Origin of the sequence: Aestuariivita boseongensis, from assembly GCF_001262635.1 — a bacterium.
In the GTDB taxonomy this organism is placed as follows: Bacteria; Pseudomonadota; Alphaproteobacteria; order Rhodobacterales; family Rhodobacteraceae; genus Aestuariivita; species Aestuariivita boseongensis.
Map to the genome: position 1 here is coordinate 49,362 of NZ_JXYH01000019.1, position 15,077 is coordinate 64,438.

13 protein-coding genes are annotated in these 15,077 nt (G+C 58.4%); 2 read left to right on the forward strand and 11 right to left on the reverse strand.

The genetic code is table 11. From position 1 onward, the window contains the following. Positions 1-11: 11 nt before the first annotated feature. From TR61_RS09615 to TR61_RS09660, 10 genes are all read right to left on the reverse strand, one after another. Positions 12-1,457 (reverse strand): TRAP transporter large permease, encoded by a 1,446-nt coding sequence (locus TR61_RS09615; RefSeq protein ID WP_050929772.1) that lies wholly within the window; start codon positions 1,455-1,457, stop codon positions 12-14. Positions 1,458-1,466: 9 nt separating this feature from the next. After that, entirely contained in the window at positions 1,467-2,264 is a 798-nt protein-coding gene (locus TR61_RS09620; protein WP_050929773.1) for a TRAP transporter small permease subunit, read from the reverse strand. Between the two features lie 115 nt (positions 2,265-2,379). Further along, positions 2,380-3,429, reverse strand: a complete 1,050-nt coding sequence (locus TR61_RS09625; RefSeq protein ID WP_050929774.1) for a TRAP transporter substrate-binding protein — start codon at positions 3,427-3,429, stop codon at positions 2,380-2,382. A 486-nt stretch (positions 3,430-3,915) separates the two neighbouring features. Further along, positions 3,916-4,788, reverse strand: a complete 873-nt coding sequence (locus tag TR61_RS09630) for a hypothetical protein (protein ID WP_050929775.1) — start codon at positions 4,786-4,788, stop codon at positions 3,916-3,918. A gap of 246 nt (positions 4,789-5,034) precedes the next feature. After that, a complete protein-coding gene (locus TR61_RS09635) occupies positions 5,035-6,456 on the reverse strand; it encodes an amidase (protein ID WP_050929776.1) in 1,422 nt (473 codons plus the stop codon). A gap of 12 nt (positions 6,457-6,468) precedes the next feature. Then, positions 6,469-7,683 carry a serine hydrolase domain-containing protein gene (locus TR61_RS09640; protein WP_082181908.1) on the reverse strand — a complete coding sequence of 405 codons (1,215 nt, stop codon included), beginning with the start codon at positions 7,681-7,683 and terminating at the stop codon, positions 6,469-6,471. 54 nt (positions 7,684-7,737) lie between these two features. Next, entirely contained in the window at positions 7,738-8,760 is a 1,023-nt protein-coding gene (locus TR61_RS09645) for an ABC transporter substrate-binding protein (RefSeq protein ID WP_050929778.1), read from the reverse strand. Between the two features lie 61 nt (positions 8,761-8,821). Beyond that, entirely contained in the window at positions 8,822-9,604 is a 783-nt protein-coding gene (locus tag TR61_RS09650) for an ABC transporter permease (RefSeq protein WP_050929779.1), read from the reverse strand. A 76-nt stretch (positions 9,605-9,680) separates the two neighbouring features. Further along, a complete protein-coding gene (locus tag TR61_RS09655; protein ID WP_050929780.1) occupies positions 9,681-10,613 on the reverse strand; it encodes an ABC transporter permease in 933 nt (310 codons plus the stop codon). Beyond that, positions 10,613-11,668, reverse strand: a complete 1,056-nt coding sequence (locus TR61_RS09660) for an ABC transporter ATP-binding protein (RefSeq protein ID WP_050929781.1) — start codon at positions 11,666-11,668, stop codon at positions 10,613-10,615. The genes TR61_RS09655 and TR61_RS09660 overlap by 1 nt, the downstream gene beginning before the upstream one ends. A 167-nt stretch (positions 11,669-11,835) precedes the next feature. On the opposite strand from TR61_RS09660, the gene TR61_RS09665 reads away from it, so the two are divergent. Further along, a complete protein-coding gene (locus TR61_RS09665) occupies positions 11,836-12,483 on the forward strand; it encodes a TetR/AcrR family transcriptional regulator (RefSeq protein WP_050929782.1) in 648 nt (215 codons plus the stop codon). Next, positions 12,480-14,144 (forward strand): amidohydrolase, encoded by a 1,665-nt coding sequence (locus tag TR61_RS09670; protein WP_050929783.1) that lies wholly within the window; start codon positions 12,480-12,482, stop codon positions 14,142-14,144. Before TR61_RS09665 ends, TR61_RS09670 begins: the two co-directional genes overlap by 4 nt. A 191-nt stretch (positions 14,145-14,335) precedes the next feature. On the opposite strand, the gene TR61_RS09675 is transcribed toward TR61_RS09670, so the two are convergent. Next, a complete protein-coding gene (locus TR61_RS09675; RefSeq protein WP_050929784.1) occupies positions 14,336-14,722 on the reverse strand; it encodes a response regulator in 387 nt (128 codons plus the stop codon). Positions 14,723-15,077: the final 355 nt, after the last annotated feature.

The following is a 15,077-nucleotide window of genomic DNA, read 5'->3' on the forward strand; positions in this document are numbered from 1 at the left end:
AACCCTTCGGCCTAGTTGCCATAAGCGACAGATGGCAGCCACGTGGTCAGTGCCGGGAATTCGAAGACGATCAGAAGTCCCAGAAGCTGCAGCATCACGAACGGCACCACGCCCTTATAGATATGCGCCAGAGACACGCCAGGCGGGCAAACACCTTTCAGATAGAACAGTGCAAACCCGACCGGAGGCGTCAGGAAGGACGTCTGCAACGTCACAGCCACAAGGATCGCGAACCATACGACAGACGGGTCACGCACCTGGTCAAAGCCAGGAACAGCCAGATCCAACGCCAGGATGATCGGCAGCATCAGCGGCATGATAATGATCGTGATCTCGATCCAGTCCAGCAGGAAGCCCAGCAGGAAGACGATGAACAGGATGAATGCAACCGTCCAATAGGGGTGCCCGTCAAAGGCGTTCAGCACCAGATTCTGCACGATTTCATCCCCACCATAGCGGCGCAGCACAAAGGCAAAGAAATTCGCCGCAAGGAAGATGCCGACGATGTAACCTGCAGTGTTCATCGTGGACCGGCTGACCTCTTTCAGGACAGTCCAGTTCAGACGGCGGTTTGCCAGGGCAAGAAGCGTGGCCCCCATCGCCCCAAGGCCAGATGCCTCGGTTGGCGTGGCAAAGCCCGCAAAGATCGACCCCAGCACCAGAAGGATCAGGAACATCGGCGGCAGGACCGCAAGAAGCACCTCTTTCACGTCTTCCCAGGTGACTTCATCGGGCTTTTCCGGTGCGGGCATGGCCTTGGGATTGACCAGGCCATAGATCACGATGAAAACGATATACAGTGCACCCAGGATCAGCCCGGGAAACAGCGCTCCCATGAACAGATCGCCAAGAGAGATCGCCAGCTGATCCGACATGATCACAAGCATGATCGACGGCGGGATCAGAATGCCCAAAGTCCCTGCCGAGGCGATGGTCCCCGTGGCAATCGGCTTGGAGTAATTCTGTTTCATCATCGCAGGCAGCGCCATCACCCCCAGAAGCGTGACCGATGCACCGATTACGCCGGTCGAGGCCGCAAGGATGATGCCGATCAGCAGAACCGTCAGCGAAAGCCCGCCGCGCAGTGAGCCGAACAGCTTCTGCATCGAGTGCATCATCCTCTGAGCCACACCGGATTGATCCAGCATGAGACCCATGAAGATAAACATAGGCAGCGCGACCAGAACCGGGTTCTTGACGATGCTGCCGAAAAGGCGGCCGGATAGCGCTTGCAGACGCTGATAGCTGATACCGGTCCGGTCGAACTCGATGATCCCGCGGAAGAGGGATCTGTTGGGATCAAGGAAAAACTCGGCGATCAGCACAAAGACAAGGCTGACCCCCACAAGCGCCATCGCCACGGGGATGCCGCGAAACAGCATCCAGATGAAAGTTGCGAACATCGCAATTACTGCGATTTCGTTCAGCGTCAGGAATTGACCCAGAAATTCAAGCATGATGGGCCCTTACGCTTTGCTGGGGCGGGCCAGTAGGCGCGCCACGCCGATAACCACCGCCGTCGCCAGAACGGTCGCGATGATGGTGTACTTGATGTCATAGTTGCCGACTTCGATCTCATCAAAGACCCAGTGGCGGCCAACGTCTCGGGTCGTCGTACCTTCGGGGCTGGTCAGATAGATTGCCCACCAGACCGCGTAATAAATGATCAGGTTGATCACGAACATCGTGGATGGCAATGCCCAGAAAAGCTTGCGCCACCACAAGGGCTCGATCAGTTTGGCCAGTGTCCGCACGTAAGCTGTCCATGTCGCAAACGCAATGAACAGGAAGCTGACATTCATGAATGTCTTGAGGATCCACAAATTGTGCAATCCGTTGGGGCTGTCCGACCCTTCGTCCGACGCGATCGAAATGATTGCATAGCTCAGCGTGACGTCCCACGACAGGATCACAAATGGCAAGAACAGCCAGGCCAGCGCCATGATATCGGTGCGCAGCTTTTTCTCAGGGGTGAAGTTTTCATACCGGATATCAACCCGCACATGGCTGTTTGTCGTCACCGCATAGCCGATACCAATCAGCACTGCAGCGCCGTAAAGCCACCATTGGAAATCATCCAGCCAAGCCTGGTTAAAACCGGCTGTTCGCAAGACCACCTGCGCGCAGATCGCAACCATGAGAATGGGGAAGATCCATGCAAACAGGTTTGAGATATGCACAACGATCCGGTCGCCGCGGGTGTGTTCGGCGCGGCCGACCTCTCCCGGATCGGTAATTGCGACGATGTTGTCTGTGTTATCCATGGTCAGGGCCCCTCTCCCGATCCGGAATTCCTAGCCAGGCGATATTGGACTGACTTGGCTGCAAATGTCCGGGGCGGACAAGCCGCCCCGGACAGTATTCGTTCGATCTTTGGGATCAGTTGCGCGGACGCGGCAGATAGATGTTGTCGCCCCAAACCTTGTAGTTCGCGCGATACTCCTGCAGGTCGTCCCACACTTCTTTGAAGAACGCGTCTTCTGCGGCCAGTTCACCCGCGATCTCGTTCCAGGTGCTTTCCAGAGTTGCGAGGATTTCCGGCGACCATTGCTTGATCGTGACGCCCTGGTTTTCAACGTTGTCTACCATGGCGGCATAGTTGATCGCTTCACCTTCGGCATAGTTGTCTGCCAGGTTGGCCATACAGGCGATCTCGATCTGGTTCTGTGTGCGCTCGGACAGGTCTTCCCAGCGGTCTTTGTTGATCAGCAGTTCATAGATCGTGGCAGGCTGGTGCCAGCCAGGGAAATAGTTGAACTTCGCGATGTTGTAGAAGCCCAGACGCGCATCCACGACAGGCATCGAGAATTCGGTTGCGTCAATCGCACCACGCTCAAGCGCGGGGAAAATGTCGCCACCGGCCAGCAGCGAGGTCGACACGCCCAGACGCTGCATCACTTCGGCACCCAGGCCGAAGAAACGCATGTTCAGACCTTCAAGATCCGCGACCGAGTTGATTTCGTTCTTGAACCAGCCCGATGTTTCCGGCGCAGTGATGCCGCAGGGAATGACGTGCACGTTGTAGCCGCCTTCGTCATACAGGCGCTGATACAGCTCGCGGCCGTCGTCATACATCATCCAGCCCAGGATTTCGCCGGCTTCGGGTCCGAAGGGCACAGCCGAGAACAGAGCCGCAGCAGGCAGTTTGCCCTGCCAGTAACCAGCCGTGGTATAGGCCGCATCAACCGAACCGTTGGACACGGCGTCCAGCGCTTCGAGCGCGGGGACAAGCTCACCGGGATCGAACTGCTCGAACTCAACCTCTTCCGAGATCGAGTTGATCTTTTCAGCGAATTTCACGGCACCGGTGCCCAGGATGGGCAGGTTGCGGCCAAATGCCGATGTCATTTCGAATGTTTCCTGCGACATTGCGGGCGCAGTCATGGCGATGCTTGCAGCAGCAGCGGCTGCAAAAGTTCTGATCTTCATGTGATCCTCCCAAGATGTTTCTAAGGTTCTTTCCCTCGCTCCTCTGGTAAAAGAACCTTACCAATTCCGTGCATACCGCACGGGCAGGTGAGTGTTAATACCCATTTGTACGCAGTCTCCAACAGCCAAACGGGCGCCCTGCCAAGCCGTTACATAGAGCGGAATTCCCACTCGTCATTTCAGAACTGGCATCGAAATGATCAAAATCATTGAGTTTTTTTGGGTATCGGCAGCCCGATGGCGAAGATCCGTTTTCAAACGGACAGCCTGACGCGCGCCTGCTGCGGACTGGTCCAAGTTTTTTGCAAGTTCGCCATCCAAGCACGCAACCGACACTCTGATTCCCCGGTCTGCTTTCAGACGAATCCCCCGACCATCCCCGATCCGGAAGGTGTCAGTACCCCTTCTTCTTCACGGTTCTGAAGATGGCGCCACCTTGCTGCACGGACGCGGCGACCCACACGGCTCGACAGGAACGTGGGTCACTTATCCGATCGCCCTGGGCGGGGTTTTCCCGGGAAACGGTCCAAGACAGCTGGCCCGGTGAGACACCTGAAAGACGTGGTTGTAAAGTTGCGCCACCCATTGCTTGCCTTCCATGGTCTGCTCCAGATGCCGCAGTGCAGGACCGATCAGTGGCTGGACCTGCTGCCAGAAGAAACTGGGAAACTGCTCCATCAGGTCCATCGGTGTTTCATAGCCCAGCTTCTCGGCAAATCCGGTCTCGTTGAACTCGTGAAATAGCCCGCCGATCTTGCGGTGATAGAACGGATCGGCCATCTGCCCGATCAGATCCGCCGCGCGCAACAGGGCCGGTTCGGTTTCGGTATCCTGATACGCGGGGTCGTCAGGAACCGGGAAGCGGGTGAATTCGATGGCTGCGGCGATGCGATCTTGGTCAATCAGGTTGGACTGGCCAAAGCGGTGGCGTGCATACATCTTCCCACGTTCAATATGATAAGGGGCAAGGTAAGCGTCAGAGGCACCGCGCGGGGGTGTGATCTTGTCGCCATTTTCATTGATCACCGCTTCGGTATCGGTATCACCGGGCAGAATCCCGCGGGTATAGCCGATGTCGTGGATCAGCAGGGCGACAATGAAATGCAGCCAATCCTCGGGCTGAACAGCGCGGGTCACCAATTGCCCGCGCACGATTTGCTGGCCCACCAGCGTCACCATCATCGTGTGTTCGGCATTGTGATAAAGCGCGTCGGAATTGCCCAGGCGTTCCAGCATCATGCGCGCGCAGCCATTCAGGAACGCCGCATATTCTGCTTTCCGACCCGAGAAGTACTGCAGGTAGGTTTCGGCCAGATGATCCCCGAAACTTGCCGCAACCACGGCGGTTGGATTGAACATCCGCTCTGTCCTTCCCTCACCCAGTGACGGGGCCTGCGCTGCAGGACCGACAAAAACGCGACGGGCGTAACGTGTTTTCTGGGTGAAAACTCCCAAAGATGTTCAATGGTACCAGAGAGTGATGCCTGTCGCAAAGTCCCTGCGTCTTTGGTCACTAAATAACGTGCGAAATCGCCCCTTTGCGGCGCGCGGGCATCAGCAGAGTCGCCTGACAGCTGCGCTTCCCAAAACGGCTGGTGCGGCGCTTCAAACCGACGGGCGCTGGCCTTTCCCATACCACCCGCCAATGGCAGCTTCGAACGCCATGGCCGCTTGCATCGCGATTTCGTCGCGATAGGTGGGTGCGACGATCTGCAGGCCGGTTGGGACAGCATTCCCGGCAAAGCCCGACGGAACCGAAATGACCGGACAGCGGCTCATCATGTTGAAGGGTGTTGTCATGACCCAACCCAGTTCAGGCCGGACCTCTTTGCCCGCGACACGCACTGTATCCTTTGACGGATCGAAAACCGCGGGCACCGCGGGCAACGCGTTGGTGGGGCAGATGAGGCAATCATACTCCTCCAGCAACGGCCCCAGTTTGAGATAGGCCTGACCGGCAACCTCAAGACTGGCCACGAAAGTCTGTGCGCTTGACCCCATCGCTTTCTCGGCGAAGTCGCGGCAATAGCTGGTCATCAGGTCGCCGTGTTCATCCAGTTCCGTCGACAAGGCCCCACCGAAGAGATGGGTCAGGTAATCCATGCAGGCATCCAGAATCTCCGGCGGCCAACCGATCTTGACCTCCTCCACCGTCGCGCCCAGATCGCGGAACAGCTGCGCCGCCGCCAACGTGTTCTTGCGGACGTCTTCATCCACTTCGAAACAATCCAGATCCATCGACAACGCGATCTTCCAGCCCCGGATATCGGGATATTCTGTGGGCAGCGTCAGCTTGGGATAAATCGTGCTGATATCCAGAGGATGCGGCCCCGCCATGATATTCTGAAGCAGGATCGTGTCGGCGACAGACCGCGCCAGCGGACCTGTGTGACAATAGAAATCCAGGTTGAATGGCGGATCGTCCGGATTGCGGCCATAGGGCGGTTTGAACCCGACGACACCGCAGCACGAAGCGGGGATACGTATGGAACCGCCGATATCCGACCCTGTCGCCAGCGCTGTCGTGCCCAACGCCAGGGAAGCCGCCGATCCACCCGAAGACCCACCGGGCGTCTTGTCCGTGTTCCAGGGGTTGCGCGTCACGCCCCAAAGCCGGCTCCAGGTTACACCTGCGCAGGAGAACTCGGGGGTGGCCGTACGCGCGTGAACGATGGCCCCTTCCTTGAGAATACGTTCGTTCATGGGCGAGGTATGTTCGGCCACGAAATCCTTCATGATCAGTGAGCCACCCGACGTCGGTTTGCCCTTGATATGGCTTTCGTCCTTGATCGCGACCGCCAGCCCGTCCAGGCACCCCGCAGGCGTCCCCTTGGCCCAGCGCGCTTCGGCTGCCTTGGCAGCATCCCGTGCCTCGTCAAAGTGAGTGTGAGTGAAGGCGTTCACGTTTTCGGCTGTCGCCTCTGCCCGGGCGATTTGCGCGTCCAGCAGTTCGACCGGCGAGAGCGATTTTTCCGCAAAACGGCGCATCGCCTCGGTCGCGGTCATGTAGATCAGGTCTTCTGACATGGGTCCCTCTCCTCAGCCGTGGGCGGCGACGATGGCGTCGACACCGGCCATCCAGTCGCCAAGAAAGCTTTCATCGCTCAGCGCCGTGGGCCAGCTGGACAGTTTGACCGCCACCAGCCCCCGTTCCGGATCGACCCAGACGTGTTGCCCGTGAATGCCCAAACACATATGCGCCGGGCGTTCACGGTCGGGGATCCAGAACATGTTGCGATATCGACCGTTCGGGAACATGTCGCGATGCTCGTCATCAAACAGCCCGTGATCGCCCCCGCGAATATCATCGATCCACGCCTTCGGGATGATCCGTTGTCCGTCGCGGCAACCATCCTCAAGCAAGAGCCGCCCAAAACGCGCCAGGTCCCTGAGCGTGGTGCAGATCCCGCCATCCGACATCGCAAATGAGGCCCTGTCGACCGCGACATAGGCATCTTCTTCCGCACCCATCGGCGCCCAGAGCCGTTCGGACATCATCGGCACAAAATTCTGACCGCTTGCGGCCTCAAGGATGGTCGACAGAACCTCGGTTTCAATCGACCGGTATGAGAACCGCGCGCCATGCGCGGCGTCGGTTTTGCTCAGCCAAAGGATCAGATCGCGGATCGTTTCCGGCGGGTCGGTCATTTCCGGCGGAGCCGGTCGCAAGTTGGCAGCCACATCCAGTCGCCAGACCTCGGCCTGCGGGTCGTCATAGGTTTCGTCAAAGACCACCCCGGTGGTCATATCCAGCACTTGCTGCGCGCTGGCCCCGTTCCACGCACATCGCGCCAAATCCGGCACATATTCCGTCACAGGTGCGGTGGGGTCGACCAGCCCATCGCCGATCAGACAGCCAGCGACGGCGGAGGTCAGGCTTTTCGACACGGAAAAGACGATGTGCTGGCTGCGCGGGGCCATGGCGTTGAAATATTCTTCCACCACGACGCGCCCATTCAGCCAGACCAAGGTCGCGTCGGTATAAGTGTCATCGAGCATCCGCGCCCAGGTGGTGGGGCCGGAAGACCCCTGAAATTCCAAAGCGCTCATGTCCTGAGCGTCACCCGGCATGTCCCAAACCGTGTCACCCCGACGGATGTCTGCGGTGTGAGCGATCTGGCGCATGTTCTGAAATGACCAGCGGTTGAAGGGCGGTGTGTCATACCCGCCCGCAGGCACCCGCCACTCAGGCGGCACTGGCGTGCCCTGCATCACTGGTGCGGGCGTTTCGGAGTTTTTGAAGCTCAGAGGCATGGAAAGTCCGATAGAAAAAGGCGCCCGGTCTGTTTCCGGGCGCCTTGTCAGGTTTTACTTCTGCAGATCCGTCCAGATCCGTGTGTACAGCTGCTGCACATCCGGCGGACAGGTCTCAGTAAATTTGCCTGCGTTTTTCAGTTCTTCCGGGATCACGATCTCGGGCGCGGTTTTCATATCTTCCGGCATGAATTCCTCGGACCCGTCGATCCCGTTGGCATAGCGCGCGAATTCGGAAATCAGCGCGGCATTTTCCGGCGCCATGATGAAGTTCTGGAAGGTCTTGGCCTCTTCCACATTCTGCGCATCGGCCAGAACGCCTACCGAGTCCATCCACAGGACGAAGCCCTCTTTAGGATAGCCATAGGCGATGTTTTCGTTCTGCAGACGCATCCGGAAGGTTGATCCGTTCCAGTTCACACCGGCCCAAAGATCTTCCTTGGCAAACTTCTCAAGGTTGCCGTAATCCATGCCAAGCCAGCTTTTCTTGGCTTCGACAAGCGTATCGCGCACCTGTTTCAGGATCTCCTTGTCTCCCGTACAAGGCTCTCCGCCGTGATACATGATGGCCAGTGTCATCACGTCGCCCATTTCCGGCACCACGTTGATCTTGCCCTTCAGGGCATCGGGCGGATCAAGGAAAATGGCCGAGGTGTTGATATCACCGTCGTAGTATTTGGTGTTCACCACCACGCCGGTCGATCCCCACTGCCACGGCACCGTATAGTGGCGGCCCGGATCCCAGGATACGTCGACCCATTGATCTGCCACGTTCTCGAAATTTTCCATCTGATCGGGCCGCGTTTCCATCAGCAGGCCTTCACTGATCCAAATCGGGACATAGGAATGCGAGGGCACAACAATATCGAACCCGTGACCACCGGCTTTCACCTTGGCCAGCGCGGTGTCGTTGCTGTCATAGTCTGTGATCGTGACCTTGATGCCGGTTTCGGCCTCGAATTTCTCGATCAGCTTCGGGTTGGTGTAGTTACCCCAGTTATAGATGTTGAGTTCTTGCGCAAAGGCTCCCCCCGCGCAAAGCGCCGCAACGGCTGTGGTAAGGGTCATCAACTTCATTTTGGTCTCTCCTTGTTGAATTACTTGTCGTTATTATGCTCCGGCTCTTACGGCCGGATTGTCAGCCTTTTCTTTGTGTCAGGCGGAAAAACAGCGCTACAAGGATTGCCCCTGCAGCAAGAATGACGGTCGAGATTGCGTTGACCTCGGGGGTTACGACGCGGCGCAGTTGGCCCAGCATGTAGGTGGGTAAGGTCTCCTGCCCGGCGGATTTCACGAATTCGGTAATGACAACGGTGTCGAGCGAGATCACGAACGCCAGCATCAGACCGGCGACGATACCGGGCCACATCAGAGGTAGCGTCACCTTTCGGAAGGTCAGCCAGGGCGAGGCATAGAGATCGCGCGCGGCGGTCTCCAGTGACATGTCCATCGTTTCAAGCCGGGCACGGATCGGCAGATAAGCGAAGGGAATACAAAAGGCAGTGTGCGCAACGATCAGGTAGATCATCGAGGTATGACCGGTCCAAACCTTGATCGTGGCGAACACGATCAGAAGGGCAACGGCCGTGACGATCTCGGGCACCATCAGGGGCTGGTTGATCAGCGCATAGATCATCGTCTTTCCCGGGAACCGCCGGGTGCGCGTCGTGGCCAACGCAGCCATTGTCGCCGCGACCGTCCCGATGGACGAGGCAATGAAAGCAAGGTAAAGCGACCTGATTGCCGCGTCCTGCACGGCTTCATTCGCCGCCGCCTGTCGGTACCATCTGAGAGAAAAGCCTTCCCAGATCGCAAGGGACGTCCCTTCGTTGAAGGAATAGATCACAAGGATCATGATCGGCGCGTAAAGCACGATCATCGTGAACAGCGCGATCACCGAAAACCCCGGCAGCGTGCGCATGGAATACCCCTTGGGTGCGCGGCCAGGGTGACGTTTGGCGGCCCGCTGCTCGGCCGGGGTCGTTGTGGGGGCTGTATCAACCATCGGCCCGATCCCGCGAGGTGACCCGCACATAATAAATTAGCGCGATCATCACCGCCGTCATCAGCATCAGCGACAGCGCGGCGCCCAGCGGCCAGTTGCGCCCGGCCCCGAATTGCAGCTCGATCAGGTTGCCGAACATCAGGTTCTTGCCGCCACCCAATACGCGTGGCGTCACATAGGCACCCAGCGATGGAATGAAGACCAGGATGGATCCCGCGATGATACCCGGTTTGATCAGCGGCAGGATCACGCGGCGGAAGGCCGTCCAGCGGCTGGCGTACAGATCATGCGCGGCCTCGACCAGACGGAAATCCAGCTTGTCCACAGCAGCATAAATCGGCAGCACCATCAGCGGCAGATACACATAGGTCATGCCAAAACCGATGGCGAAATCGGTGAACATCATCTGTATCGGCGCGTCGATGACGCCAAGCTTCAGAAGAACCAGATTGATGACCCCTTCGTTTCGGATCAGTTCCTGAATGGCGATGGTGCGCACCAGAAGGTTCGACCAGAAAGGAACCGTCACCAGAAACAGCCAAAGCTCTCTGCGTCCGGGAGGCTGGGTTGCGATGAACCACGCGGTGGGAAGCCCGAAGATCAGGGTCAGAACCGTGGTGATCACCGACAGTGAAAAGGATCGCCAGAAGATCGATATATGGGCATCGGCCCACATCAGCGTGTCGTCAAAGATATCGCGCTGGACGATCGTGTTCATCCAGCCTTCCAGCGAAAACTCCCATTTTACGTTTCCGTAATCGCCCGGTGTCAGAAACGAATAAAGCACCATGACCAGAAGTGGACCGGCTGCAAAGCAGATGATGATGATCACCGCCGGCAGCGACAGCAACCACCGATTGCGCGTATCCGCCTTTTCCGCCTCGGCTTCCAGCGCGCCGGGAAGATATCCACCCGTCTCAGCCATCAGTCGCGCAGCACCGTGATGGCGCCCGGGGCCAGACCAATCGTGACCTGACTGCCCGCACCCGGCAGCGCGCCGTCGCCCTGGGGGGCATTGCTGAGGCGGGCTTTAATGGGCTCTCCGGTCGGCAAAACCATGTGAGCGACGGTGGCTTCGCCGGAATAGACCACGTTTTCGATGGTCGACCTCAGCGTGTCACCCGCGCCGCCCAGAGTGATATGTTCAGGCCGCACCAGCACGCTGACCTTCCCGTCCCGCACCCCGTCCGGCCGTCTGACTGGGAACGTACCCCCGGCCGCCAATGTCACACTGTCACCTGCCAGATCGGCGTTCAGGAAGTTCGATTCCCCGATGAAGTTCGCCACGAACCGTTCGGCAGGCCGTTCATAGATATCACGCGGCGGACCAACCTGCAGAATCTCACCGGCACTCATGACAGCGACGCGGTCTGACATGGTCAGCGCCTCTTCCTGATCGTGGGTAACGAACACGAACGTAATCCCGGTTTCGCTTTGCAGACGCTTCAATTCGATCTGCATCTCTTTGCGCAGCTTCAGGTCCAGCGCTGAAAGCGGTTCATCCAAAAGCAGAACCTCGGGATGCGGGGCAAGCGCGCGCGCAAGGGCCACACGCTGTTGCTGACCGCCCGAGATTTCCGAGGTCCGGCGGTCCCGCATCGCCTCCATCCGCACAAGGCGCAGCATGTCGTCGACGGTGGATTTCACCTCCGCTTTAGGCTTGCCCAGCATCTCAAGCCCAAAGGCAATGTTCTGCGCCACGCTCATATGCGGAAACAGCGCATAGCTTTGAAACACCGTATTCACCGGACGCTGGTTTGGCGGAAGGCGCGTGATGTCGCGCCCGCCCAGCCGAATTGCGCCGGCGGTGGGCGGCTCGAAACCGGCGATCAGGCGCAGAAGTGTTGTCTTGCCACAACCCGACGGCCCCAGAAGGGTGAAGAATTCGTTTTCGGCGATTGTGACACTGACCTCGGACAGCGCCGTAAACGCAGCATCCCCGGCCCCGAAAACCTTGGTGACATTGTCGATGTCGATCATGCGCGCTTGGCCCGCTCCCCGTTTTGTTAACCAATAGTGCTATTGACAATGGGGCCGCAGTCAACAACAAAGTTTTATTAAGATAAAAAATTTAATCGAAGGCACAAGATTTGGTCAATTCGCCCGAGATCAGACCAAACACCACGCCGAAAGAGGCGGGCTTGCGCATGCGCAAGAAGGCCAAGCGACGACAGACGATCCTTCACATCGCAGGGCAGCTTTTCAATCAGAACGGGTTTGATGCGACCACGATGGCCGACATTGCGGCGGCGGCCGACATCTCTCCTCCGACGGTATTTAACTATTTCGGATCAAAGGATAATATCCTCAGCGCCTTGCTGTTCGAAGGCACTGCGCGCGAGCGGATCCAACACCTTGCGCAACCGCGTCAGACGGGGCTTCCTTTTGCAAACATCCTGGGCGATCTCTTCTGCGAGATTACCGAAAACACCATGCGCATCGCAGGCAAACGGGTTTGGCGATACGCGGAATCCGCTAATATCCGACGACCCAATTCCGAGTTTCAACGGGAGTTCGCGGCCTCGGACCGCGAGCTTTTGCGGCTGATCCGAATCTATCTGACCGATTACGAGATCAAGCTGCATACTGGCGCGCCCCCGGATTACGACTTCCTTGCGCAGCTGATGTATGATCGGTGGTCCGCGCGCTATTTCGACTTCATCAAGGATGACGATATGGCCCTTGAAGATCACTTCGCGCTGTTGCGCGAGGATGCGCAATCACTGGTGGCGCTGCTTTTCGACGAAAGCTTTGCCGAAACGGCCTCTCTCAAACCAGCGGAGCGTGCGATATGACCACCGCCGATTGCATCATCGTCAACGGACGTGTGCTAACCATGAATGACAGCGTCCCGCGGGCCGAAGCCGTCGCGATTGCAGGCGACCGGATCCTTGCCGTGGGCACGAATGCCGACATCTCTGCCCTGGCGGGCCCCGGCACACGCCGGATCGATGCGCAGGGATGTACGGTGATGCCAGGCATGACCGAAGCGCATCTGCATTTGTTCGCGGGCGCTTTTGGTCTGCGCCTGCTGCAACTTGACGGTGTCCGCGGTGTTCCCGCCTTGCGAGACAAGCTGCAACGATATGCACAAGACAACCCGAATGAGGCGCTGCTGATCTGCAAACAGGCCGACTACAACCTGTTTGGCGATGGGGTGCCCACGACGCGGCAGATGCTGGACGAGGCCCTGCCCGACCGCCCCGCGATCTTCGTCGCCGGGGATCACCACACGGCATGGGCCAATACGATCGCGCTGGAGCGCGCGGGCATCCTGAACGGCCATGACTGCCCGTTTGGAAGCGAAGTTGTGATGGCCCCGGACAGCACCGCAACCGGGGAGCTGCGCGAACATGGCGCGTTCGATCCGGTGATGGCGCTGCGCTCCTCGGGCGGGCGCGAAGGGCTGGGGCTTGCCGGCATCGAACCGCCCTCGGCACCGACGGCTGCTGAACGTCAGGACGATATCGACGTTCTGAAAGAAGGGTTGCGCCTCTGTGCCTCCTACGGCTTTACCAGCCTGCACAATATGGATGGCAACCGGTATCAGCTGGAGTTGCTGCGCCAAATCGAGGAGGAAGGCGGCCTGTTGTGCCGCACGGATATCCCCTTCCATCTGACGCCCGAGAAAGAGATTTCGACACTCTCCGAAGCGGTCGAATTCCGCGAAACTTTCGGTAGCGACAAACTCAGCTCGCGCCGGATCAAGATGTTCATGGATGGCGTGATCGACAGCTCGACCGCCGTTCTTGTCGATGATTATGCCGATGCGCCGGGATGGCGCGGCGACTTGCTGCACAGCCCCGAACGTTTTCGCGACGCCGCAACGCAGGCCGACAAGCTGGGCTTCCAGATCGCCGTTCATGCCATTGGCGACGGGGCCATCCGTAACACGCTGGACGGGTATCAGGCCGCACGGGAAGCAAACGGTGCCCGCGATGCGCGCCACCGGATCGAACATGTGGAACTTCTGAATCCCGCCGATCTGCCGCGCTTCAAGGAACTGGGCGTGGTCGCCTCCATGCAGCCCTCGCACCCGCCGGGTGCGATGGACTTCCCATTATTGCCCTGGACGGCGCGTGTGGGCGAAGACCGCTGGCCGTGGGCCTTTCCCCTGGATGATCTGCGGGCGCAGGGCACGCCGATTGCCTTCGCGTCCGACTGGCCAGTGGCGGATCTTGACCCCATGCGATCAGTCAAGGCTGCCATGACCCGGCGCGCCTGGAAAAAAGGTGATCCTGACAATGCCTCGACCCTGATGCAGGCGCTGCACGGCTATACCGCTGGCGGTGCCTATGCAGGCTACGAGGATCACCGCCTGGGCCGCCTGATCCCGGGCCTTCTGGCGGATATCGTCGTTATGGATCGCGATCTGGAGTCCACCAACGCGGAAGAGATCGATCAGGCGCGGGCCGCAATCACCCTGATGGGCGGCGCAATCACTTGGGAGAACTGAAGCATCTCAGCGCAAGCGCTGCTGCGGCTTTCTGAAAAAATGAGACGCCAATGCGGCTGCAGACTTGGGCGGCACTGGTCGGCCAACGCATCTTCAACGGCCTGTTAACCGCTGCTGGGGCGTCCGCCTCACAGCTTCACATGGATCCTCGCCTGACCGCACAATGCAGGGCCCTCAGGAATAGCTTCCGCTTATCGCTCGGACTTTTTCCATAGGTCGAGGATGACCTGCGGCAGGGTCGGTGTATCGAAAGGTTTGACGATCATTCCAAGGACACCAGGTTCACGCGCTCTCTCTGCGCTGACCATCTCTGCCTTTGCGGTCATGAAAATCGCCTCGATCCCCGCAAATTTGGGCAGTTCCCGGATCTTCTTCAGCAAGGTGAACCCATCAATGTCGGGCATCATGACATCCAGAAGAAGAAGGTCCGGCTCGACCCTGTCAATATTATCAAGCGCCTGCTGACCTGACGTGAATTGAGAGACCGCCATGTTGCCAAAATACTCCAGCGACATCTTGGTTAGTGTCAAAATATCTTCGTCGTCGTCTACATGGACGATTTTAATAGGCTGGCTCAAAGACGAGGCCCCCGCTCCCTAGGTTTGCTCGATTTTCTTGGTAACCAACGCGATCTTCGCTCGAGAAGGGCTGCAAAAAACCAAAATTCAACCCTAAGCCACACTTATGATAGGCAAATCCACTTTGGAGTGCAAATGGGAAGACAGGTGACGCACCAGAAAACTGAACGGGCGTCGAAATGAGATGCACACATGCGCAAAATCGACCACCTTTGTAAGTCATCGCCTATCTTCCGGTAAAAGAAAACCCAGTAACGTGAGTGTAGACGCGCGAACGCGGGAAAAGTTCCCTCATTCCCTGGCAATTACGGAACTGACGCACCATGCTGGGCGGTTGAGCAGCCCGATCTGATTG